Raw genomic sequence first — 22,898 nt, forward strand, 5'->3', positions numbered from 1 at the left:
CCGCGGAGGGTCCCGGCTCAGCCCGCCCCGTCGGCGTGGATGCGGCGCAGGCGGCTGATCTTGGGGCGGCTGGTGCGGAACTGGCCGCGCTCGATCGCCACGAAGACGAGGATCGTGATGGCGAGCGCCGTCAGCCACCAGACCACGGTGAGCCCGACCCCGATGCAGGCGACCGTGAAGGCGGTCGCGAAGGCCGCCATCGCGCCGGGCACGAGGAGCGGTCCGTCGCGGCCCGCCCGCCGCACCGAGGCGTAGAGCGCGAAGGCGGCGGCGAGGGCTCCCACGATTCCGAGCTCGTACCAGAACTCGAACAGCGCCGTGGTGGGCGCGTTCTGCGGCAGCAGGCCGACGAAGCGGCCGCGCAGGGCCGTGACGAAGCCGTGCCCGGTGATCAGGCGCACCGGCTCGGTGGTGATCACCTTCTGCCAGCTCTTCAGCGCGAGAACTCCCGGCGCCACGGGTCCGAACAGGGCCGCGCCGACGGGGCGTGCGACGAAGGGCAGGAGCGGCGCCGCGGCGAGCAACCCGGCGGCGATGCCGGCCGTGAGCAGCGTGCCGAGGCGCGGCCTCACGGTCGTCACCGCGAAGGCGAGGGCGCCGACCGCCAGGGCGAGGATCTGCGTGAGGTCCGGAGAGGCCGCGACGGCACCGGCCACCAGGAGGGCGACGACGAGGGCCTCCCGGTCCCGGCGGCGCGAGCGCAGCCACGCCACGGAGGGCCAGAGCAGCAGCGCCAGCAGGGTCAGCCCGCGGTCGAGCGCGCTGTCGTCGTCCAGGCTGCCGCGCATCAGGCTGTCGCCGAACAGGCCGAGCACGATCGCCACCAGAGCGCCGGCGGTGACGCCGAGGGGCAGCAGGTAGAGGTTGGCCGACCGCATCCGGTCGGGCAGGGCGAGGTAGCCGCCGAGCGTGAGCAGGATGACCGCCAGCAGGTTGGCGAGGCGCTCGGCCGCCGGGCCGGGGAACGGCGTCCAGGCGAGGGACAGGCCGGACCACAGCACCACCAGCATCCCGGCGAGGAAGGCCGGCGAGCGGACGAGGCGCGCGCCCGACGGCCGGAGCGGACGCTGACGTCCGTCGATCGCGCTGGCCAGCACCAGGAGGGCGACCGCGATCGGCGCGATGATCACCGAGGCGCGGCGGGCGACCTGGGACACGACCGGCACCACCACGAACAGCCCGAGGAAGCCGATGCGCCGCAGCAGGGCTGCCGCGTCGAGCGCCGGATCGACGGGTGTGTTCAGCGCACGCGGCATGGCTTGCGACTCTGGCGACGGATACCGCGCGCCCGCCGAGCGGGCGCGTCGCGACTTCCCTAGTGCAAGGCGCGGGCTAGGCGCTGTAGATGCCCAGACACACCCGCCCTCCGATTGCGTCAGGCCGCACGGGCCTCCCGAGCCGGCCGACGCGCCAAGCGGCGCCCGAGATCCGAGACGACCCGCCAGCCGCCCCAGGTCGCGAGAAAGCCCGCGACTCCCGCGATCAGGCCGTCCGCGGTCGTGGGCACGGCGGGCTGATAGTCGTGTGCGGCTGCCCGCATGATCGGAAGGTCGGGCCGGCGCACGACTTCCACGAGGCGTCCGAGCGGCGAGGTCGCAGAGGCGAGCGCCGCCTGCTGCGCGCTGAGATCGGCGAGCCGCGCCACCATCGTGCGGGCCGCCTCGCCGCGGCGCGCCACCAGGGCGTCCGGGTTGCCGCGCAGCCGCTCGACCGCGCCGTCCCGGGTCGTGCCCGTCGCCTGCGCGTCGGATTCGAGCGTCGCCACCTCGCGGCGCAGCTCGTCCACGGCACCGCCGAGGCGCTGCGCGTATTGCTGGGCGAATTCCGGGCCTTGGGCGGCGAGCGCCCCGCCGAGGAGCCCGAGCGCGAGGCCGAGGGTGCGGATCACGCGGAACACGGCAATCTCCGATGGGCTGGATCGAACAAGAGCACGGTCGCCGCCCACTGGCCAGCGGATCCGTCCGCGGTCAGGCCGGCAGCGTGAGGAGGCCCGCCTGGCCGTCGGTGCAGCCGAAGGCGAGACGATCGCCGCGCACATCCCAGGCGAGCGCGCTGATGCCGCTGCCCTTCACCGCGGGCCGCACCAGCAGCTCCGACGCGTCGCTGAAGCGCACCAGCAGGATGCAGCCGTCCTCGTAGCCGATCGCGAGGACCGGCGCCTTGGGGTGGAAGCCGACGCGCGAGACCCGGGCCGGACGGACGCCGCATTCCCGCGGGGCCTTGCCGGTCGGGCCCTCCTTCGAGTCGAACGGCCAGACGATCGCCGCTTCGGCGCCGCTGGTGGCGAGCCATTTTCCGTCCGCAGACCACGAGATCGAGCGGACCTTGGCGGGGTAGCCCGACATCCGCATGTGTCCGCGATCGGGCTGGAGGCGCCAGCCGTGGAGCGCGTTCTCCTGCATGGTCGAGACCACGAAGCGCCCGTCCGGCGACCACGTGACGTCGATGTGGGAGCCCTTCCAGCTGATGACCTCGGGCGCCGCCTCGTGGTTCGGGAACCAGAGGCTGACGCCGTTGTAATGCGCCACCGCGAGCCGGAAGCCCTTCGGGGCGAAGGCGAGACCGCGGGCGCTGGACGGCGCCTCGAGGCTGCGCTCCCGGCCCTTGGCGTCGTGGACGCGCACCTGCCGCCCGGCCGAGTAGGCGAAGCTCCCGTCCGCATGGAGGGCGAGGGCGTCGATCCAGGCCCCGCCCTTCGCCGCGGCGATCTCGGTCGCGGTCCCGTCCGGCGCGACCGCGACGACCCGGCCGTCGTCGCCGCCCGTCACCAGCCGGCCGGCATCGCCCGCCGCCGTGAGGATCGCGCCGTCGGGATGGGCCGCCGCGCGCTCGGTCTCGCCCGCCCTGTGCAGAAGGACCGTCCCGTCACCGAGGGCGAGGGCCAGGGTCTCGCCCATCCAGTGGGCGGCCGTCACGTGGGCGCCGGGTTCGAGCGGCGCGACATGGCGCGTCAGGGAGGCGGCTGTGCTCATCGGGGTACTCACGCGAGGGGACGGATGGAGCGCGCGGAGAGTATCGCGGCGATGACCGCGAACGTTCCGGCGATCAGTGCGGGGAGGAGGAGGGCGAACAGACCGTAGCGGCCGTAGGCCACGGTTCCGCCGAGGGCGCCGAACAGGAGGGCGCCCCACACCGCCGCGTCGCCGATCCAGCCGAAGCGCGGCGCGGTCCCGGTCAGCGCCTCGGCGATCTTCTGCGCGAGGCTGAACAGGGCGCCGGTGACGAAGGTCGTGCCTGCCCGGAAGCCCTTCACCTGGGACAGCACGGCGTTCTGCGCCCCCATGGCCATCGCCATGAAGAAGGAGGCCAGGCCCAGTTCGGGCGTCGCGATGCCGAGCGAGAGCGCGGCGAGGATGAGCAGGGTCTCGTAGGCGAGGACGACCGGCGTGGACCAGGGCGCCGGGACCACGATGGCGAGGCCGCTGCCGAGCACCGCACCGATGAGAAAGCCCAGCACCAGGAGGCAGGGCATCACCGCGTGGCGCAGTTCGCCGTGGCCGAGGGAGACCGCGAGCTGCGTGGTGTTCCCGCTCATGAAGGAGGTGTAGAGGCCGCCCAGGCGTACGAAGCCGAGCGCGTCGACGTATCCGGCCAGGGCCGTGAGCACCAAGCCCGTCGCCAATTGCCAGGACCGGTTCACGAATCCGGTTCTCCGTGCCGGGGCCTTAACCCCCCGTTAACCCATTCCGGCGCTCCGTTCAGGCGCTGACGGGCAGGGTTAAAGCTTCGCTTACCAAGCTCAAGCAATTCGATGCAATCGCGGCGAACGCCGGAGCGCAGGGCCCCGTTGGTCTGGCGATCCGGCAGAGGGACGAACGTCCCGCGCCGGGTGAGTAGGAGTTGCGTCATGATTCCCTTCGCCTGCACCGCGCTCGGATTTCCCGCCTTCCTCGACGCCCCGGCCCCGACGGTCCTGATCGTCGAGGATGAGCCCGTCGTCTGCGAACTGGCCGCCGAGGCGCTCCTCGAGGAGGGCTACCGCGTGCTGACGGCGGCCGATGCCTGGGAGGCGGAGGAGATCCTCGCCCGCGAGAGCGTCGACCTGCTCTTCACCGATATCGATCTGGCCCGCAACACGAACGGCGTCGTGCTGGCCCGCCACGCCCGGTGCCAGTGCCCGGACCTGCCGGTGGTCTACACCTCGGGCGGCCGGTCGGGCCTGTCCGAGGGCGAGGCCGTGTCGCGCTCCGTCTTCGTGCCCAAGCCCTACCGCCCGAGCCAGCTCGTCGCGCTGACGAACGACGTGCTGCGCCGGGCTCGCCCCCACCACGCCTGAATCGGATACCCGCCATGCCGCGCCAGATCCTCAGCCGCCTCGCCCTCGCGCTCGGCATCGCGCTGGCCACGAGCCAGGCCCAGGCCGCCTGCGATGTCGCCAGCCCCAAGATCGAGGAGCTTCTGGCCCGCAGGACCGAGCTGCAGGAGGGCGCCAACCGGCAGACCCTGCGCGACCTGCGGACGCTGCGCGACGCGGCGATCGTGCTCGACACCTACAAATACCCGGCCGAGTGCGAGCGCCTTCTGGCGATCGTCACCGCGCTGGCCGCGAACCCCGACAAGGCGATCGAGCAGGGCGGCGACACCGACGAGGACAAGGCGGAGAGCGTCGCCCAGGCCCGGAAGCCGCGCCTTCCGGCCGCGGATCCGGCGGTCCCGGCGGAGAAAGCCAAGTAGGCGCTCGGCCCGAGACCGGACCCTCCGTCTCCGAAGGGCCCATACAGGTCAGGGCTGGTCCGGCACGTCCTCGCCCTCGGTCGGCCGACCCTTCTCGCCGCGCAGATGCGCCTTCGCGAGGGTCCGGCCGAGGCGGTCCGCCATCGCCTCGCGCAGGGCCTCGGGCACCTCGATGTCGATGAGCCGCCAGGTCCAGCCGCGCAGGCGCAGGCGGATCCGCGCCTGGGAGTTGCGCCGGACCTCGGGCGGAACCGGGATCACCACGGTGCGAAAGCCCCGCATCTCGGAGGCGAGATAATAGGGGATGAGGCGACCGACCCTGTCGATCCCCAGCCCGCCGGCCGGCTCGGAATCGGGCTTGCGGATGTCGAGCCGCTCCGGCCAGCCGTCGTCCAGGAGATCGATCACCGTCTCGGGCGTCACCATGCGCTCGGCGAGCGCCAGGCCGAGGCCGATCGCGGCGTCGTTGAGCTGCTGACGCTCGCGCGGATCGAGGTTCGGATCACGCTCGGCCGCCGCCTTCACCGCAGCGCTGGTCTGACGGACGAGGGACACGCGCAGCGTCCGGAAGTTCACGTGCCGCTCGACATAGGCGACGTCGTGCTCGCGCACCGCGCGTGCGAGCCCGTACAGACCCCAGAACGGGCTGAGGGTGAACAGGAGCCAGGCGAGGGCAATCCCCAGCGCGACCGCGAGCCAACGCATCGCCCGGCTCAGCGCGGCCCGAGCACGCTCAAGCCCCCCGCGACCATGTCGCGAGCGGCGCGAACGCCTCGACCACGGCTTCGTAGACCGGGCGCTTGAACGGGACGATCAGCCCGGGCAGCTCCGCGAAGGCGGCCCAGCGCCACGCGTCGAACTCGGCCTTGTGCTGACCGCCGCCGGGATGGTGCACGTCGATCTCCGCGTCCGTTCCGAGGAAGCCGAAGGCGAACCATTTCTGGGTCTGCCCGCGATAGCACCCCGTCCAGGCCTGTTTCATGACGTCCGCCGGAAGATCGTAGGCCAGCCAGTCCGGGATCTGCCCGAGCGGGCGCAGGGAGATCGGCGAGACGTTCGTCTCCTCGTGCAGCTCCCGCACGGCCGCAGCCTCCGGCCCTTCGCCGGGATCGATGCCGCCCTGCGGCATCTGCCAGGCATGGACACCCGGCCCGTCCGCAAGGCCCTTGCGGCGCCCGACGAAGACGCCGCCGGCGCGATTGATGAGCGCGACACCCACGCAGGGGCGGTAGGACAGGTCGACCGGAGCCGAAACGGTTGCATCGCGCGTCATGGCGCGGACCATAGGGAGGGCTCGGGCGAGCGGCAACGCCCGGACGCCGCCGAAAGCGCGGGATGGGGCGCGATCGTCGGCAGCCCGCCTACTCGGCCTTGGTTAGCTTCGTCTCCGTCCCGCCCCGGAGCGCGACGCTCACCGGCACGAGCCGGATGCCGCGTGCGTCGAGGTCTCGCGACCAGCGGGCGATCCGCTCCACCGTCATCGGCAGCGCGCTGGCCGAGGCGAGGGCGAAGCCCTTGGCCCGGGCCTGCGCCTCGAGGCGGGCGAGTTCCTTGTCGATCGCGTCGGCGCGGGGGAGGGCGTCGAGCACGATCTCGGCGCGGGCCGCGGGCGCCTTGACCTTGGCGGCGAGACCGGGCGGCAGGGCGCGGGCCGAGGTCCCATCGTCGACGAAGCCGAGGCCGCGGATCCCGATCTCGCGCAGCACCGGCTCGAACGCCCCGGCGTCGCTCATCAGCTTGGCGCCCATGAAGTTGACGATGCCGACATAGCCGGTGAACCGGCTCATCGCCCAGGCGAGGCGATCGGCGTTCTCCGGACCCTTGAGCGCGGTGAGCAGGGTCTGGGGGCCGGGGTCGCTGTCGGGATAGTCGAACGGCTCCATCGGGGTCTGGAGCAGGATCTCGTGGCCGGCCGCCCGGGCGCGCGCGGCCGTGCGGTCGATGTCGGTTCCGTAGGGCGCGAAGGCGAGGCTCACCGCCGCGGGCAGCCGCACGATGGCCGCCGCGGTCGCGGCCTGGCCGATGCCGAGCCCGGTCACCAGGATCGCGATGCGGGGGCCGGTGCCAGGTTCCTCGGGCCGCGCGTAGACGTCGAGGGCGCGCAGGCGCCCGCTGCCGAGCTTCGGCATGGGGCCGTGCCGGCTGCGGTCCGTCAGGCGCGGATCGGGCGCAGGCGCGAGCTGGATCGGGGAGGTGGGCACCCGGATCACCACGGCGTCGCTCGGCGCGCCGCTGCCTCCGGCCCGCACCACGGTGACGCCGGAGGCGGTTTCGACCTCTTCCGCGGTGCGCTGGACGCGCGCCGATCCCGCCTCGGCCTCAGGCGCCTGCGCGACCGGCGCCGGCTCGCGGGCGGCGGGAGGCCGGGTCGGCTCCCGCATCACGATGGAGACGGTGACCCGTGGCTCACCGCCCTGGGGATCGCCGAACGCGAGGAGCGCGAGCCCCGATCCGACGAAGAGAGCGGCCATCGAGGCTGCCACCACCCGCGGCGAGCGGATCCCGCGCCGCAGGCCGGCGATCGCCGCGGCTCGGCGGCTCAACGGCGCGTCGGTCCCGAGGGGCCGCGTCAGGATGTCGTCGGGCTCGCTCACCAGGGTCTCGGCAGGCCATGAGGCCGACTCACCGCGCGGGCGCCGGCATCTTCAGCGCCCATTGCCGGTCCGCAGGGTTAATTTTTCCTCAACGCTGCGCCGGGCTTCCATCACAGCCGGACGCCGGTCTGCGGCACGAACGGAAAACCCCGCCCGGCGGCTGCCGGACGGGGCTTTGCGTGGATCGATGCGACCCGTGTGCCGTGATCAGTTCGGCATGCTGGGCTTCTGGGTGTTGGCCGCACCCTTCTGGATCCCGTGCAGGAAGTCGACGGCCGAGATCAGCTGCTTGTCCTTGGCCGCGTCGGTCGGGACATAGGCGGAGGAGCCGCCGCGCTCGTCGGTGTCCTTCTGCTTGAGGTGGCCCTTCAGGCCGGCCTCACCCTTGGTCTCGTCCTTGCCCTTCAGTTCGTCCGGCACGTCCTGAGCGACTTCCATATCGGGCTCGATGCCCTTCGCCTGAATCGAGCGGCCCGACGGCGTGTAGTAGCGGGCCGTGGTCAGGCGGAGTGCGCCGCTGCCGCCGAGCGGGATGATCGACTGGACCGAGCCCTTACCGAAAGAGCGGGTGCCGAGGATCGTCGCGCGCTTGTGATCCTGCAGGGCGCCGGCCACGATCTCGGAGGCCGAAGCCGAGCCGCCGTTGACGAGGACCACCACGGGCTTGCCCTTGGTGATGTCGCCGGACTTGGCGGAGAAGCGCTGCGTCTCGTCGGGGTTGCGGCCGCGGGTCGAAACGATCTCGCCGCGGTCGAGGAAGGCGTCGGAGACCATCACCGCCTGATCGAGCAGGCCGCCCGGGTTGTTGCGCAGGTCGATGATGTAGCCCTTGATCTTGTCCTGGCCGATATCGCCCGAGAGCTTGTCGACCGCGGCGCGCAGGCCATCGAAGGTCTGCTCGTTGAACTGGGTCAGGCGGACGTAGCCGATATCGTTGCCCTCGACGCGCGAGCGCACCGGCTTGATCTTGATCACGTCGCGGGTGAGCGTGACGTCGATCGGGTCCTTCGACTCCTTGCGGGAGATCTTCAAGCGCACGGGGGAATTGACCGGGCCGCGCAGCTTGTCGACGGCCTGCGCCAGCGTCAGGCCCTGGACCTGATCGTCGTCGATCTGCGTGATCACGTCGTTGGCGAGGAGACCCGCCTTGGAGGCCGGCGTGTCGTCGATGGGCGTGACCACCTTGATCAGGCCGTCCTCCATCAGGACCTCGATGCCGAGGCCGCCGAACTCGCCGCGCGTCGTCGTCTGCATGTCGCGGAACGCCTTGGCGTCCATGTAGCTCGAATGCGGATCGAGCGAGGTCAGCATGCCGTTGACGGCCGCCTCGATCATCTTCGCCTCGTCGGGCTTCTCGACGTAGTCGGTCCGCACCTTCTCGAACACGTCGCCGAACAGGCTGAGCTGACGGTAGGTCTCCGGCGAGGCCGCGACGGCGCGAGGCCCCGACAGGAAGTCGGTCTGCGTCGCCACCATCGACGACCCGGCGCCGATGAACGCGCCGAGGAGGATGAGGGAAGTCTTGCGCATTATCCGCGAACCTTCTCGCTGGGGCTCTTCGCCCACCAAGGCTCCGGATCGATGGAGCCCCCGTCTTTCTTGAACTCGACGTACAGAACCGGATCGGCACGGTCGCCGTCCGCAGCCGGCGATCCCGCGCTTCCCTCGCCCATGCTGCCTACCGGCTCTCCTGCGAGCACGAACTGACCGACCTCGACGCTGATCTGGTCCATCCCTGCCAACAAGAGATAGTAGCCATCGCCCGCGTTGATGATCAAGAGACGCCCATACGAGCGGAAGGGCCCGGCGAACGAGACCCAGCCGTCCGCCGGGGAGGAGACACCGGCTTTCGGACGGGTCGAAACCGTGATGCCGCGCGTCAACCCGCCGTTCCCGTCGGGCTGGTTGAAGGCGCGCAGCAGCCGTCCGCTCACCGGCCGGGGGATCTCGCCCCGCGCCTCCGCAAAGCGCACTTTCGGCGCGAGCCGGGCCGGATCGCGGGTGCCGGCTGCGGCAAAGCGCTCCTGCGTCGCCCGCACCTCGCGCTGCTCGGCGGCGCGCGCCTCGTCGGCCGCGCGCCGCGCCGCGGCGACCTCGCCCTCGACGCGATCGAGCAGATCCTTGAGATTGCGGGCCTGATTGCCGAGTTCGGCGGCACGGACCCGTTCGGACACGAGGCCGCCCTCGACCTCCGCCTGCCTGGTGCGGCGTGCGGTCACAAGGGCATCGAGGCGCTGCTTCTCGCGCGCCCAGCCGGCCAGATCGTTCTGCAGGCCCTGCCGGTCCGCCGCGATCAGGCCGCGCAGCCGGACGAGCTCCGCGAGATCGCCGGCCAGCGTGTCGACCTCGCCGCGCAGCTCGGGCACGACGGCGCCGAGCAGCATCGAGGTGCGGATCACCGCGAGCATGTCCTCGGGGTTGACTAGGACGGCCGGGGGCGGGCGCCGGCCCATGCGCTGCAAGGCGGCCAGGATCTCGGCGATGACGCCGCGCCGCGCGTCGAGCGAGCGTCGGATCGCGGCCTCGCTCGACCCGAGGGTCTTCAGGCGCTCCTCGAGCCGGGTCATCCGGTCCTCGGTGGCTTGGGCCTGCCGCCCGGCATCGAGCAGGGCCGCATTCAATTTCGCGCGATCCCTGCCGATCTCGGCGATCTCGGCCTCGGCCTGCGCCTTGGCGCCCGTGCTCTTCGCCAGGGCCTCCTCGATCTGCCGCAGGCTCTCGGCGCGGCGGTCGCGCTCTTCCTGCGCCCGCTGCACGCGCTCCGGGTCGGGCGCCGGCCGCGCCTCCTGCGCGCGGGAGAGTCCGACGCCCTGCGGAACGATCAGGAGGGCGCCGAGCGCGAGCCTGCGGAGCCGTCTCATCGTCAGCGCAGCGCTCCGCTCACGCATCGCCCCGGTGATAGGGGTGACCGGACAGGATCGTCATGGAGCGGTAGAGCTGTTCGAGGACGAGCACGCGCACGAGTCCGTGAGGGAGCGTCGTGGCTCCGAACGAGAGGATCAGCTCGGCACGCGTCCGAATTGAGGCGTCGTGGCCGTCAGCGCCGCCGACGGCGACCACCAGGGCGGCGCGCCCCGCATCCCGCCACGCGCGGATGCGCTCGGCCAGGGCCTCGCTCGAGACGTCGGCACGGCCGCGCTCGTCGTAGGCGAGAAGAACGCCGTTGCCCGGCAGGTGCGCGAGCAGGGCGGCGGCCTCCTCGGCGCAGCGGTCCGGCGCGCGGCGTGCCCGGCTCTCGGGAGTCTCGGCGAGGTCGCAGGAGGGGAAGCCGAGGCCGCGGCCGGTCTGGACGGCCCGGTCACGGTATCGCTCGGCCAGCTCCCGTTCGGGGCCGGCCTTGAGGCGCCCCACCGCGGCGACGACGAGACGCAAGGGCTTCGATCAGCCGGCGAGGTGACCCTGCGGCCGGTCGGCACCCCACATCTTCTCCAGATTGTAGAAGCCGCGGACCTCGGGCCGGAAGATGTGCACCAGCACGTCGCCCGCATCGATCAGAACCCAGTCGCAGGCCGGCAGGCCCTCGACGCGGGCGTTGCCGAAGCCCTTGGCCTTCATCTCCTGGATGATCTTGTCGGCGATGGAGCCGACATGCCGCTGGGACCGGCCCGAGGTGATGATCATCGTGTCGGCCAGGGAGGTCTTCCCGGCCAGATCGATCGCGATCGTCTCCTCGGCCTTCATCTCGTCAAGACACCCGAGCGCGAGCGCCCTCAGCTCTCCGACTCGCGCCAGCGCGGCGGTCTCGGGGGACGGAACCCCGGTGCGGATCGTCTCGGACAGCGTTTCGGTTCCCAGTTGCAGCATCGGTTCCCGCACGGAAGCGGTTCTTCGGAAGTTGGAGGGTTCAGCGAGCGATTGCAATACGCCGCCCGTTCCCTACGCAGCATTCCGGATGCCTGTCGAGGATAATGTCGAGCGCGGCCCGTGCAGGAAGACCCAGGCCGGGGCGGGGCGAAACGGGAGCGTGCGGGCCTCGGCCTCCGGCACGCGGGCTCCGGCCAGCAGCTGCGCCGCGCGGGCGCGCGGTGCGGTCAGGGTGAAGCCCGGCCGGTCGATGATCGCCATCGGCATCATCGCGGCGATCTCGCCATGCCCGCGCCAGCGGTGGAAGCTCGCCAGCGAATCCGCGCCCATGATCCAGACGAAGCGGACCGCGGGCCGCCGCGTCGTCAGGTAATGCAGGGTCTGGCGGGTGTAGCGGGCGCCGATCGCGGCCTCGAACCCCGTGACCGCGATGCGCGGATGATCGGCGACCAGCCGGGCGGCGGCGCAGCGCGCCTCCATCGGCGCCAGGATCGTGCGGTCCTTCAGGGGATTGCCGGGGGTGACGAGCCACCAGACCCGGTCGAGCCCGAGCCGCCGGATCGCCGTCAACGAGACGTGCCGGTGTCCCAGATGGGCCGGGTTGAAGGAGCCGCCGTAGAGCCCGATCCGCATCCCCGGCGCGGCGGGCGGCAGGATCGGCAGCATGCCCTAGGTCCGGGGCCGTGCCGATCCGGTCGCGCGGGGCGTCCCGCGCAAAGCCGCGGTCACGGGCGTGTCTGCCCGTTCCCGTGAACCCGGTATTTGAAGGTGGTGAGCTGCTCGACGCCGACCGGTCCGCGCGCATGCATGCGCCCGGTGGCGATGCCGATCTCGGCGCCGAAGCCGAACTCGCCGCCATCGGCGAACTGGGTCGAGGCGTTGTGCGCGACGATGGCCGAGTCGACCTCCGCGAGGAAGCGGTTCGCGGCCTCGGCATCCTCGGTGATGATCGCGTCGGTGTGGTGCGATCCGTAGGTCTCGATATGGGCGATCGCCGCGTCGAGATCGTCGATCACCCGGGCCGAGATCACGGCGTCGAGATATTCCGTGCGCCAATCGGCCTCGCTCGCCGCGGTGACGCGGGCATCGACCGCCTGCACCGACGCGTCGCCGCGCACGGCGCATCCGGCCTCGAGAAGGGCGGTGACGAGGGGCGCGAGATGGGTCCCGGCGCAGGCGCGGTCGACGAGGAGTGTCTCCGCGGCCCCGCAGATGCCGGTGCGGCGCATCTTGCTGTTGAGGAGGACGGTCCGGGCCATGTCGAGATCGGCCTGCGCCCCGACATAGACGTGGCAGACGCCGTCGAGATGGGCGAAGACCGGCACGCGGGCCTCGGCCTGAACCCGCTCGACGAGGCCGCGCCCGCCGCGGGGCACGATGACGTCGATGCAGCCGTTGAGACCCGCCAGCATGGCGCCGACAGCGGCGCGGTCGCGGGTCGGCACGATCTGGATCGCGTCGGCCGGAAGCCCGGCGGCGGCGAGGCCCTCGCTCATGGCCTGGGCGATGGCGATGGCGGTGCGGTGGCTGTCGGATCCGGCGCGCAGGATCGCCGCGTTCCCGGCCTTGAGGCAGAGGGCGCCCGCATCGGCGGTGACGTTCGGGCGGCTCTCGAAGATCACCCCGATCACGCCGAGGGGCACGGCGACGCGCTCGATCAGAAGGCCGTTCGGCCGCTCGATCGCCGCGAGCTGGCGCCCGACGGGATCGGGCAGGGCGCCGATCTTCTGGACGGCATCGGCGATGCCCGCGAGCCGGCTCTCGTCGAGGGTGAGGCGGTCGAGCAGGGCCTGGCTCTGGTTGGCCGCGGTGGCGGCCGCGACGTCCCGGGCGTTCTCCCGCAGGATGACGGCGCGGTTCGCCCGCAGCCGATCCGCGATGGCGCGCAGCGCGATGTCCTTGGTCTGGGCCGAGGCCAGCGCCATGTGGCGCGCGGCGGCGCGCGCGCGGCGGCCGATGCCGGCCATCTGCGTCGCGAGGTCCTCGGGATCCGCGAGATCCGATCTCAGGTTCAGAGCAGGCACGGGCGCGTTCCCATCACGGTGTCGTCAGCTTCGGCCGGCTAGCGATCCGGCGACGTCTTCGCACGAGACGAAGCGGTTCAACAAGCCGGCAATCGAAGCGGCTCGTCTGGAGAGATGGCTATTCCGCCAGCAGAGCCAAGTCATCGCGGTGCACCATCCATGAACGGCCGGGATGCGTCAGCAATTCGGCGATGCGCGCGCTCGGGTGCCCGATGATCCTCAAAGCCTCGTCGCTGTCGTAGGCCACGAGCCCGCGGCCCAGCACCTTGCCGGAGAGATCGCGGATCTGGACCGCGTCGCCGCGGCCGAAGCTGCCCTCGATCGCCCGCACGCCGACCGGGAGCAGGCTGGCGCCGCCCTGGAGCGCGCGCGCCGCGCCCGCGTCGATCACGAGGCTGCCGCGCGCCTCGAGCGATCCGGCGATCCAGGTCTTGCGGGCGGCGTTCGGCGTCGAGCCCGAGAGGAACCACGTGCAGCGCCCGCCCTCCGTGACGGCGCGCAGCGGGTTCTTCTCGCGCCCGTCCGCGATGATCAGGTGGGTGCCGCCGCCCACGGCGATCTTGGCGGCCTCCACCTTGGTCCGCATGCCCCCGCGCGACAGCTCGGAGGCCGGGCCGCCCGCCATCGCCTCGATCTCCGGGGTGATGCGCTCGACGACGGCGAGATGGCGCGCGTCCGGATCGCTCTTCGGCGGGGCGGTGTAGAGGCCGTCGATATCGGAGAACAGCACCAGCACGTCGGCGCCGATCATGGTCGCGACGCGGGCGGCCAGCCGGTCGTTGTCGCCGTAGCGGATCTCGCTCGTGGCCACCGTGTCGTTCTCGTTGACGACCGGGACGGCGCGCATCTCGAGGAGCTTCAGGACCGTCGCGCGGGCGTTGAGGTAGCGGCGCCGCTCCTCGGTGTCCTGCGGCGTGACCAGGATCTGGCCGGCCACGATGCCGTGGTGGCCGAGCGCCTCCGCCCAGTGGCGGGCGAGCGCGATCTGCCCGACCGACGCCGCGCCCTGGCTCTCCTCCAGCTTCAGCGCGCCGGGCGGCAGACCGAGCACCGTGCGTCCGAGGGCGATGCTGCCCGACGACACCACCAGCACGTCGACGCCCCGCGCGTGAAGGTCAGCGATGTCCTCGGCCAGGGCCGCCAGCCAGGCATGGCGCAGCCGGCCGCGGGCGCGGTCCACCAGCAGCGCAGAGCCGACCTTGATGACGACGCGGCGGAAATCTTCGAGTGCGGGAATCATGGTGGCGCGGGAACAGTCGGTTCGGATCCCGCGGCCGGGACGGCCGCGGCGGCTGGCAACGGGTTATGACAGGCGATCGCCGAAAGCGAGATCGCCCGCCGGGCTCGCCGCGGCAGGGAGACCGGTCCTATGGCTGCCAGGGCGCGGCCACGGCATCGGATTCCTCCGCGCTCCGCGCGTCGATCGCGTGGGCGAGGGCGCGCAGGGCCTCCTGCACGCCCTGGCGGGTCGCCGACGAGAGAACGAGAGGCTTGCGCTTGGCGGCGCGCTGGAGGCGCGCGACCTGCTGCTTCAGGACTTCGGGCTCCAGGACGTCGGCCTTCGAGAGGGCGACGATCTCCGGCTTCTCGGCGAGCCCGTTGCCGTAGGCCTCGAGCTCGCCGCGCACCAGCTTGTAGGCCTTGCCCGCGTGCTCGCTCGTGCCTTCGACGAGATGCAGCAGCACCCGGCAGCGCTCGACATGGGCGAGGAACTTGTCGCCGAGGCCGACGCCCTCGTGCGCGCCCTCGATCAGGCCCGGGATGTCGGCGAGCACGAACTCGCGCCCATCGGTGCTGACGACGCCGAGGCCCGGATGCAGGGTGGTGAAAGGGTAATCGGCGATCTTGGGCTTGGCGGCCGTGACGGTGGCGAGGAACGTGGACTTGCCGGCATTGGGCAGCCCCACGAGCCCCGCATCCGCGATGAGCTTCAGGCGCATCCAGATCCACATCTCGGTGCCCTCGAGCCCCGGATTGGCGTGCTTGGGGGCGCGGTTCGTCGAGGTGGTGAAGTAGGCGTTGCCGAAGCCGCCGTTGCCGCCCCGCGCGAGGCGGACCCGCTGACCGATCTCGGTCATGTCGGCGATCAGGTGCTCGCCGTCCTCGGCGAAGATCTGCGTTCCGGCCGGCACCTTCAGCACCACGTCGGATCCGTTGGCGCCATGGCGGTTCGAGCCCATGCCGTGCTCGCCCTTCTTGGCCTTGAAGTGCTGCTGGTAGCGGTAGTCGATCAGCGTGTTCAGGCCCTGGACGCACTCGATCCAGACATCGCCGCCGCGACCGCCGTCCCCGCCGTTCGGTCCGCCGAACTCGATGAACTTCTCGCGCCGGAACGCGACGCAGCCCGCACCGCCGTCGCCGGAGCGGATATAGACCTTGGCTTCGTCCAGAAACTTCACGGGGACACCGGATTCCTTGAGGGAGCGGGTGCCGGACCCGCTCCGCATGGTTCTATCGAAGCCCGCCGCTCAAGCGGCCCGGGCCGGGGTTCCTTGCGCCATCCCGGCCCAATCGGCCCGGTCCAGTCGGAACAGGTCGACGGGCAGGTCGCCGCCGCGAGCCGGGAACGGCTTCGTCGCGGTCCCGGTCCACCGGAAGCCGCAGGCTTCGAGGACCCTGCGCGAGGCCGGGTTCACCACCCGCGCCGATGCCGCCAGGGCGGTGCCGCCCGCATAGGCGAAATAGGCGCCGACCAGGGCATCGACCGCCTCCGTCATCAGCCCGGCCCGCCAGAACGGCCGGCCCAGCCAGTAGCCGAGCTCCGGCACCGTCCCGGAGACGCCGCGTCCGATCGAGGCCAGGCCGATCAGACTCTGCGGATCGCCGCGATGGGCGAGCGCGAGCGTCAGGCCGCTGCCGTCGGTATTCGCGCGCCGCGCCTCCAGCACGAAGGCCTCGACCCCCGCCCGCTCGATCGGGTGCGGGATCAGCGCGGTCATCTCCGCCACCTCGCGGTCGCCGGCGTAGCGCACCACGGCGTCCACATCCTTGGCCCGGGGCCAGCGCAGCCAGAGCCGGCGCGTCTCGATCCGGAAGACGTCGTCGCGGGTCAGGTCGGGGAACATCGTGCCTCCTCCGAGGCGGAGCCGCTCCGGGCGCCGCGTCTTGAGACGACGAAGGGGAGGATGGTGGCCCATCCTCCCCCGGGTGTTCCGTTCGCCGAGCGTCCCCGTCTTTGCGCGGGGAGGCCGAAGAAAACGTCTGCCGGGTCGGATGGGACACCGGCGGGACGCTCGCTTCGCCTGTCAGGCGCCCGCCGTTATTCTGCGGCCTCGAGGGCCGGGGCCGCTTGGGCCGGGACCACCGCTACGAAGGCTCGGCCGCGGCGCGTCTCGAAGCGCACATGGCCGGCGGTGAGGGCGAACAGGGTGTGATCCTTGCCCATGCCGACGTTCACGCCGGGATGCCATTTCGTGCCGCGCTGGCGCACGATGATGTTGCCCGGAATGACGGCCTCCGAGCCGAACTTCTTCACGCCGAGGCGCCGACCTTCCGAGTCGCGGCCGTTGCGGGACGAGCCGCCTGCTTTCTTGTGTGCCATGGGATCTGCTCCGAATGCTGGTGCTTGCGAGCGGTCGCGGAACGGGCCTCTCGGCCCTCGCGCCCGACCCGGTTCAGGCCTGGATGCCGGTGATGCGGACCACCGTGTGGGCCTGGCGATGACCGCGCTTGCGGCGCGAGTTCTGCCGGCGGCGCTTCTTGAAGGCGATGACCTTCTTGTCCCGGCCGTGCGAGACGATCTCGCCGGTGACCGTGATGCCGGACAGGGTCGGAGCACCGACCTGGGTCGCGCCGGCGCCGTCGGCGAACAGCAGGACCTCGCCGAAATTGACGGTCTCGCCGGCCTCTCCGGCCAGCGTGGCGATCGTGATGGTGTCGTTGGCGGCGACGCGGTACTGCTTGCCGCCCGTCTTGATGACTGCGAACATCGTTCTCTCGTGTTCTGGAACGGCCTCCGGGACGGATCCCTGGGCCGGCTTCTTGTTCAGTTGGTCGCGGCAGCGGGATCGCGGCCGACAACGCGAAACGCGCGGACTTCTGCGAGGAAGCCGCGCGTGGTGGCCGGTGGATAGTCCGGGATGCGGCCGATTGTCAATCGCCCTTCGGTGCTCTTGGCGCCTCAGTTCACCCGCATGATCTGGATCACCGCGGGCGTGATGATGACGACGAACAGCACCGGCAGGAAGAACAGGATCATCGGCACGGTCAGCTTCGGGGGCAGCGCCGCGGCCTTCTTCTCCGCCTCGTTCATCCGCTGGTCGCGGCTCTCCTGGGCGAGCACGCGCAGCGCCTGCCCGATCGGCGTGCCGTAGCGCTCGGCCTGGATCAGCGCCGTGGCGACGGCCTTCACCGGCTCGATGCCGATGCGCAGGCTCAGGTTCTCGAAAGCCATGCGCCGGTCGGGCAGGTAGGACATCTCGGCGACCATCAGGGCGAGCTCCTCGGCAAGCACCAGCGAGGAGACCGCGATCTCGGTGCTGACCTTCCGGAAGGCGTGCTCGACCGCCATGCCCGATTCGACGCAGATCAGCGTCAGGTCGAGCGCGTCGGGCCACGCCTTGCGCACGTCCGCCTGCCGCTTCTTCGAGCTGTTGATGAGGTAGAGTTCCGGCGCCTTGATGCCGAAATAGGCGCCCGCGATCGTGAGCGCGATGCGGACGAGGTAGGGCTGGTCGATGACCTCGATCACGAAGAAGTAGAACACGCAGCCGACCGTCATCACCACCGGGGCGACGAGGCGGAAGAACAGGAACGCCGTCTCCGCCTGCGGCCCGCGGTAGCCCGCCATCAGGAGCTTGTTCCGCGCGGTCTCGGTCCCGAGCCAGCGCCGCAGGTCGAATTGCTCGACGATGCGCTTCATGTAGGCCTTCTGCTCCACCCGCAGCGTGGCCTTGGTCGCGGTGCGCTCGCGCTCCCGGCGCCGCATCTGCTCGCGCTCGTCGCTCACGAGCTTCATGCGCTTGCCGAGGCGGTTGGGCTCCAGGAACGGCTGCACCACGGCCATCGCGGTCGCCGCCGCGGCGATGGCCGTCAGCAGGATCCCCATGAACTTGGGATCGAAGAGCGTTGCGGAGATCTGCTCAACCATGTGATGCCTAACCCGCTGCCCGAATGTCCATGCCGCGCAGCGTGGCCGCGCATCCGTCGGAACCCAAAGCCCCAGCCGCACAAGGCCTAGGAACCGGACCTTCGATGCGGCGGACGCCCCGGAGCGTCCACCGTCCCGTCTCAGAAGTCGAAGGCGATCATCTTCTTGATTGTCAGCACGCCGCAGGTCATCCAGAAGGCAGAGCCCGCCAGCGCGATCTTGCCCGCATCCGTGGTCCAGAGCAGCGAGATGTAGTCGGGGCTAGTCAGGGTGGTAATGCCGGCAACCGCGAAGGGCAGCGCCGCGATAATACCGGCCGAGGCCTTGGCCTCCATGCTCATCGCCTGCACCTTGCCGGCCATCTTGCGGCGCTCGCGCAGCACCCGGGAGAGGTTGCTGAGGGCCTCCGAGAGGTTGCCGCCGGATTGCTGCTGGATGTTGATCACGATCGAAAAGAAGTTCACCTCCGGCACGGGGACGCGCTCGTAGAGCCGCGAGACCGCATCGCCGAGGGAGAGGCCGAGCGCTTGGGTCTCGACGATGATCCGGAACTCGCTGCGCACCGGCTCCTCGGCCTCGCGCGACACCATCCGGAAGCAATCGCCCACCGGGATGCCGGTGCGGATGCCGCGCACCACGACGTCGACTGCGTTCGGAAGCTCCCGGTTGAACTTGGCGATGCGGCGCAGGCGAAGCGAGCGCAGCAGGTAGAGCGGAACGCCGAACGCGCCGACGAAGGCGCCGCCGAGCGCAGCGAGCGGGCTGCCCGCAATCATCAGGACCAGCAGGCCGAGCACGAAACCGATGCAACCCGAGAAGGTCCAGTAGGTGCGCTTCGTCCAGTTCAGGCCGGCGCGGGCGATTTTCAGCTCGAGCGTGACCTTGGCGGCACCCTTGGACTTCGCCTCGATCTCGCTCAGCGTCTTGGCAACCTGATCGCGCCGGCTGACGTTGGAATTGCGCATCGACGCGCTCGCGGCCGGAACGCTGATCGTCTTGAGGCGCTGCGCTGCGCGGCGCTCCCCCGTCATCAGGGGCAATAGGAACACGTAGGCGAGGCAGCCGGCGGAGACCGCGAGCAATCCCGCCGCGAGGTGCACGTTTGCGGGCTCCGTCATGACGGGACGACCTCCGCCGCGTCGAGGGCCTCGCCGAGCTTCTGCTCGAGACCGTAGTAGCGCGCCCGCTCCCAGAATTTCGGACGGCCGACCCCGGTGGAGCGGTGGCGCCCGATCAGGCGGCCGTTCGCGTCCTCGCCGGTGATGTCGTAGACCATGATGTCCTGGGTGGTGATGACGTCCCCTTCCATCCCGAGGACCTCGGTGATGTGCGTGATCCGGCGGGAGCCGTCGCGCAGACGCATCGCCTGGATCACGACGTCGATCGAACCGCAGATCATCTCGCGCAGCGTCTTCGAGGGCAGGGTGAAGCCACCCATCGAGATCATCGACTCGATGCGCGAGAGGCACTCGCGCGGCGAGTTGGCGTGGAGGGTGCCCATCGACCCGTCGTGACCGGTGTTCATGGCCTGCAGCAGGTCGAAGGCCTCGGGGCCGCGTACCTCGCCGACGATGATCCGCTCGGGCCGCATGCGCAGGCAGTTCTTGACGAGGTCGCGCATGGTGACCTGGCCCTGGCCCTCCATGTTGGGCGGCCGCGTCTCGAGCCGGACTACGTGCGGCTGCTGCAGCTGCAACTCGGCCGCGTCCTCGCAGGTGATGATGCGCTCGTCGTGCTCGATGAAGGCGGTGAGGCAATTCAGGAGCGTAGTCTTGCCGGAGCCGGTGCCGCCCGAGATGACCACGTTGCAGCGAGAGCGACCGATGATCTTGAGAACCTCGGCGCCCTCCTGCGAGATCGCCCCGAAGCGGACGAGCTGGTCGAGGGTGAGCTTGTCCTTCTTGAATTTGCGGATCGTGAGCGCCGGGCCGTCGATGGCGAGCGGCGGCGCGATGACGTTGACGCGCGAGCCATCGGGCAGGCGCGCGTCGCAGATCGGCGAGGCGTCGTCGACCCGTCGGCCGACCTGGCTGACGATGCGCTGGCAGATGTTCATCAACTGCTGATTGTCGCGGAAGCGCACGCTAGTCAGCTGAATCTTGCCCCCGACCTCGATGAAGGCCCGGCTCGCCCCGTTGACCATGATGTCGGCGATGTCGTCGCGTGCGAGCAGCGGCTCCAGCGGCCCGTAACCGAGCACGTCATTGCAGATGTCGTCGAGCAATTCTTCCTGTTCGGAGATCGACAGGACGATGTTCTTAAGTCCGATGATCTCCGAGACAATGTCGCGGATCTCTTCGCGGGCGGTTTCGCCGTCGAGGCGGGCGAGCTGCGCAAGGTCGATCGCTTCGATCAACGCACCAAAAATCATACTCTTAGTGCGGTAGTATTCCTCCGAACGCTGCGCCTCGGGCGCGGGCGTGGGTGCAACGACGACGGGCTCGGCCCGGCGCGCCGGCGCGTTCTCCTGCACGAGAACCGGCACCGACACCTTCGCGTGCGGGGCCGGTACCGCGGCCGGCGCTGCGCCGGTCTGCCTTCTGCCGAACATGACGGTCTTCCCGGCTCAGCGGATCGAATCGACGGATCGCCTCAGGATGCCTTGCGGCGGGAGAGTTTCGCGCGGAGCGGCTCGAGGAACGGCTCCAGAAGGCTCTGACGGGTGCGGCGGCCTTCGGGACGCCCGAGGATCGAGGCGGCGAGTTCCGTGAACACCTCGGCGGGCTTGGAGCCCGGCTGCACCTCGGCGAGCATCTGCCCGTTGTTGGCGGCGGTCCCGAACAGGGACGCGTCGAACGGGATCGTCGCCGCGAGCTTGATCTCGAGGGCCTTGGCGAACTCCGCCACCGGAATCTCCGGCCGCTTCGCCAGACCGGTGCCGTTAAGGACCACGCGGGGCGGCCGGTCGTTCGGCCGGCCGCTCTGCAGGATCGAGATCAGGTTCTTGGCGTTGCGCAGCGAGGTCAGGTCCGGCCCCGCGACGACGATCAGCTCGTCGGCGCTGGTCAGCACCCGCTTGGTCCAGGCGTTCCACTGGTGCGGCACGTCGAGGACGATGCAGGGGACCGCGGCGCGCAGATGCTCGACCAACGCGTCGAAGGCCGGCTCGGACAGGTCGATGGTGCGGTCGAGGCTCGCGGGTGCCGAGAGCAGGCTCAGATTGTCGCTGCACTTGGAGAGCAGTCGCTCGACCAGGGCCGAATCGAGCCGCTCCGGGGCGAAGACCGCCTCGGCAATGCCCTGAGGCGGATCCTGGTTGAAGTTCAGGCTGGCGGTCCCGAAGGCGATGTCGAGATCCGCGATGACGGTCTGGAGCTTCTGGCCCCGGGCGATCTGCCACGCGAGATTGTGGGCGACCGTCGAGGCCCCGACGCCGCCGCGGACGCCGAACACCGCGACCGTCCGCCCGACCGGCTTGACGCCCGGCGCGCTGAACAGGTCCGAGATCGACGCGATCAGCTGCAGCTGCTCGACCGGCGCCATCAGGTAGTCGCTGACGCCGCGCTGCAGGAACTGGCGGTAGAGCGTGACGTCGTTGACGTGGCCGATGACGAGCACGCGGGTGCCCTCGTCGCAGACCTCGGCGAGGGAATCGAGATGCTCGAGGGGCCGCGAGCGCGCGCCCTGCGATTCGATCACGATCACGTTCGGCGTCGGCGCGTGCCGGTAGGCCTCCACCGCCGCGGCGGCGCCCCCCATCTGAACCTTCAGATGAGCCTTCTGCATGCGCCGGTCGGCCCCGGCCGCCTCGATTGTGGCGGCCGTCTCCGCGGTCTCGCAGAAGGCCTGGATCGTGATCCGCGGCACCGGTGCGATCATGCGCTCGGAGGTCTCGGCAGGGTCCGCCATGAGAGGGCTTTCGGGTTCGGGTGCGGAACGGGGCTGGTCGATCGGGAGCCGCGTCAGATGCCCAGACGGCTGCCCACGTTCGTCTGGCCATCCTGCCGCCAGTTGGTTGACGGATCCTTGCCGCTGCGCAGCTGATCGATGTCCTTGACGCGCCGAACCGTATCGATTCGACCTTCCGCGCGCCCGCGCACCAGATCCACCGGATCGGCGACCTGGGCGGCGACGTTCGCCTGGGTTGCACAGCCGAAATTCCACGACGGCTCGTTGCGGAGGTTCGACATCGGGGTGCTGAAGCCGAGATCCTGCGGCCACAGCCCGCACTGGTCGGCGACCCGGGCCTGCATGCGCTCGAAGCTCAGGCGAATCGGCGATGCGAGGCCGGGATTGGCGACCGGGTAGCCGGAGACCAGGATGGACGGCCCGCCGACCCCGCTCTCGCCCGCGAGGCGCCGGATCGCCGCCGCCGTGCGCTCGACCGCCGCCCCCTGGCCCGGCGCCACGCCGCGCGGCAGCTCAACCAGCAGCGTGCCGCGGCCGTAGCGGCGGAACTCCAGCACGAAGGCGTCGACATCGGCGGATTGGCGCGGATCGAGATGCCCGATCCCGGTCGGGAAGACGTCGAGCGTGCGGCTCGCATCGGCCAGCACGATCGGGTGGCGGGCGCGGTAATCGTGGGGGTAGATCGAGCCGGTGGCGGAGCGGTCGGCCTGGCAGGCGCCGACCAGGGCGGCGAGGGCGGCGACCGCGAGGTATTTCGGGTGCGGCAGGGTCTTCGGGTTCCGCAGGCGCTTGGGGCGTGAGTCGAAGGGGATCATGGCACGGGTCCTCGTCGGGGCGCGGGGGCCGCCGGTGATCGGGCATCCG

25 protein-coding genes are annotated in these 22,898 nt (G+C 70.9%); 2 read left to right on the forward strand and 23 right to left on the reverse strand.

Annotation, left to right across the window (positions count from 1 at the left end; genetic code table 11):
* Positions 1-17: 17 nt before the first annotated feature.
* From ACS5RC_RS18765 to ACS5RC_RS18780, 4 genes are all read right to left on the reverse strand, one after another.
* Positions 18-1,256, reverse strand: a complete 1,239-nt coding sequence (locus ACS5RC_RS18765; RefSeq protein WP_478345422.1) for a peptide ABC transporter permease — start codon at positions 1,254-1,256, stop codon at positions 18-20.
* A gap of 119 nt (positions 1,257-1,375) precedes the next feature.
* On the reverse strand, positions 1,376-1,897 hold the full coding sequence (locus tag ACS5RC_RS18770; protein ID WP_478345423.1) for a DUF2937 family protein: 522 nt from the start codon (positions 1,895-1,897) through the stop codon (positions 1,376-1,378).
* 70 nt (positions 1,898-1,967) lie between these two features.
* Positions 1,968-2,972: a WD40 repeat domain-containing protein gene (locus ACS5RC_RS18775; protein ID WP_478345424.1), complete on the reverse strand. Its 1,005-nt coding sequence runs from the start codon at positions 2,970-2,972 to the stop codon at positions 1,968-1,970.
* Positions 2,973-2,980: 8 nt separating this feature from the next.
* Positions 2,981-3,640: a YoaK family protein gene (locus ACS5RC_RS18780; RefSeq protein ID WP_478345425.1), complete on the reverse strand. Its 660-nt coding sequence runs from the start codon at positions 3,638-3,640 to the stop codon at positions 2,981-2,983.
* Positions 3,641-3,847: 207 nt separating this feature from the next.
* Between ACS5RC_RS18780 and ACS5RC_RS18785 the strand changes: the two genes are divergently transcribed.
* Both ACS5RC_RS18785 and ACS5RC_RS18790 read left to right on the forward strand, forming a co-directional pair.
* Positions 3,848-4,276: a response regulator gene (locus ACS5RC_RS18785; RefSeq protein WP_478345426.1), complete on the forward strand. Its 429-nt coding sequence runs from the start codon at positions 3,848-3,850 to the stop codon at positions 4,274-4,276.
* A gap of 14 nt (positions 4,277-4,290) precedes the next feature.
* A complete protein-coding gene (locus ACS5RC_RS18790; RefSeq protein ID WP_478345427.1) occupies positions 4,291-4,674 on the forward strand; it encodes a photosystem reaction center subunit H in 384 nt (127 codons plus the stop codon).
* 48 nt (positions 4,675-4,722) lie between these two features.
* Here the strand turns inward: ACS5RC_RS18790 and ACS5RC_RS18795 are convergent, their stop codons facing one another.
* The 19 genes from ACS5RC_RS18795 to ACS5RC_RS18885 form a co-directional block, all read right to left on the reverse strand.
* Positions 4,723-5,379 (reverse strand): DUF2939 domain-containing protein, encoded by a 657-nt coding sequence (locus tag ACS5RC_RS18795; protein WP_478345428.1) that lies wholly within the window; start codon positions 5,377-5,379, stop codon positions 4,723-4,725.
* Between the two features lie 28 nt (positions 5,380-5,407).
* The gene (locus ACS5RC_RS18800) at positions 5,408-5,959 is read right to left on the reverse strand and encodes an RNA pyrophosphohydrolase (protein ID WP_478345429.1); all 552 of its coding nucleotides are present in this window, start codon (positions 5,957-5,959) and stop codon (positions 5,408-5,410) included.
* Positions 5,960-6,035: 76 nt separating this feature from the next.
* The gene (locus ACS5RC_RS18805) at positions 6,036-7,271 is read right to left on the reverse strand and encodes a divergent polysaccharide deacetylase family protein (protein WP_478345688.1); all 1,236 of its coding nucleotides are present in this window, start codon (positions 7,269-7,271) and stop codon (positions 6,036-6,038) included.
* A gap of 204 nt (positions 7,272-7,475) precedes the next feature.
* Positions 7,476-8,798 carry a S41 family peptidase gene (locus ACS5RC_RS18810; protein WP_478345430.1) on the reverse strand — a complete coding sequence of 441 codons (1,323 nt, stop codon included), beginning with the start codon at positions 8,796-8,798 and terminating at the stop codon, positions 7,476-7,478.
* Positions 8,798-10,129 carry a murein hydrolase activator EnvC family protein gene (locus tag ACS5RC_RS18815; RefSeq protein WP_478345431.1) on the reverse strand — a complete coding sequence of 444 codons (1,332 nt, stop codon included), beginning with the start codon at positions 10,127-10,129 and terminating at the stop codon, positions 8,798-8,800. Before ACS5RC_RS18815 ends, ACS5RC_RS18810 begins: the two co-directional genes overlap by 1 nt.
* Positions 10,130-10,148: 19 nt before the next feature.
* Positions 10,149-10,640, reverse strand: a complete 492-nt coding sequence (gene rlmH, locus ACS5RC_RS18820) for a 23S rRNA (pseudouridine(1915)-N(3))-methyltransferase RlmH (protein ID WP_478345432.1) — start codon at positions 10,638-10,640, stop codon at positions 10,149-10,151.
* A gap of 9 nt (positions 10,641-10,649) precedes the next feature.
* Positions 10,650-11,072 (reverse strand): ribosome silencing factor, encoded by a 423-nt coding sequence (gene rsfS / locus ACS5RC_RS18825; RefSeq protein WP_478345433.1) that lies wholly within the window; start codon positions 11,070-11,072, stop codon positions 10,650-10,652.
* A gap of 72 nt (positions 11,073-11,144) precedes the next feature.
* Complete coding sequence (locus ACS5RC_RS18830) at positions 11,145-11,738, reverse strand: nicotinate-nucleotide adenylyltransferase (protein WP_478345434.1); 594 nt, start codon at positions 11,736-11,738, stop codon at positions 11,145-11,147.
* Between the two features lie 59 nt (positions 11,739-11,797).
* The gene (locus tag ACS5RC_RS18835) at positions 11,798-13,096 is read right to left on the reverse strand and encodes a glutamate-5-semialdehyde dehydrogenase (protein WP_478345435.1); all 1,299 of its coding nucleotides are present in this window, start codon (positions 13,094-13,096) and stop codon (positions 11,798-11,800) included.
* Between the two features lie 118 nt (positions 13,097-13,214).
* Complete coding sequence (gene proB, locus ACS5RC_RS18840; protein WP_478345436.1) at positions 13,215-14,336, reverse strand: glutamate 5-kinase; 1,122 nt, start codon at positions 14,334-14,336, stop codon at positions 13,215-13,217.
* A 127-nt stretch (positions 14,337-14,463) separates the two neighbouring features.
* Positions 14,464-15,495: a GTPase ObgE gene (gene obgE / locus ACS5RC_RS18845; RefSeq protein ID WP_478345437.1), complete on the reverse strand. Its 1,032-nt coding sequence runs from the start codon at positions 15,493-15,495 to the stop codon at positions 14,464-14,466.
* A gap of 69 nt (positions 15,496-15,564) precedes the next feature.
* Complete coding sequence (locus ACS5RC_RS18850; protein ID WP_478345438.1) at positions 15,565-16,161, reverse strand: GNAT family N-acetyltransferase; 597 nt, start codon at positions 16,159-16,161, stop codon at positions 15,565-15,567.
* 194 nt (positions 16,162-16,355) lie between these two features.
* Entirely contained in the window at positions 16,356-16,637 is a 282-nt protein-coding gene (gene rpmA, locus ACS5RC_RS18855) for a 50S ribosomal protein L27 (protein ID WP_478345439.1), read from the reverse strand.
* Between the two features lie 73 nt (positions 16,638-16,710).
* Positions 16,711-17,025: a 50S ribosomal protein L21 gene (gene rplU, locus ACS5RC_RS18860; RefSeq protein WP_478345440.1), complete on the reverse strand. Its 315-nt coding sequence runs from the start codon at positions 17,023-17,025 to the stop codon at positions 16,711-16,713.
* Positions 17,026-17,216: 191 nt separating this feature from the next.
* Complete coding sequence (locus ACS5RC_RS18865) at positions 17,217-18,185, reverse strand: type II secretion system F family protein (RefSeq protein ID WP_478345441.1); 969 nt, start codon at positions 18,183-18,185, stop codon at positions 17,217-17,219.
* Between the two features lie 140 nt (positions 18,186-18,325).
* Positions 18,326-19,303 (reverse strand): type II secretion system F family protein, encoded by a 978-nt coding sequence (locus ACS5RC_RS18870; RefSeq protein ID WP_478345442.1) that lies wholly within the window; start codon positions 19,301-19,303, stop codon positions 18,326-18,328.
* Positions 19,300-20,736, reverse strand: coding sequence for a CpaF family protein (locus ACS5RC_RS18875; protein WP_478345443.1), 1,437 nt, complete (start codon positions 20,734-20,736; stop codon positions 19,300-19,302). The genes ACS5RC_RS18870 and ACS5RC_RS18875 overlap by 4 nt, the downstream gene beginning before the upstream one ends.
* 41 nt (positions 20,737-20,777) lie before the next feature.
* Positions 20,778-22,034 carry a CpaE/TadZ family protein gene (locus ACS5RC_RS18880; RefSeq protein WP_478345444.1) on the reverse strand — a complete coding sequence of 419 codons (1,257 nt, stop codon included), beginning with the start codon at positions 22,032-22,034 and terminating at the stop codon, positions 20,778-20,780.
* A gap of 53 nt (positions 22,035-22,087) precedes the next feature.
* Complete coding sequence (locus ACS5RC_RS18885) at positions 22,088-22,849, reverse strand: CpaD family pilus assembly protein (protein WP_478345445.1); 762 nt, start codon at positions 22,847-22,849, stop codon at positions 22,088-22,090.
* Between the last annotated feature and the right edge of the window lie 49 nt (positions 22,850-22,898).

The organism is Methylobacterium sp. HJ2 (assembly GCF_056431005.1).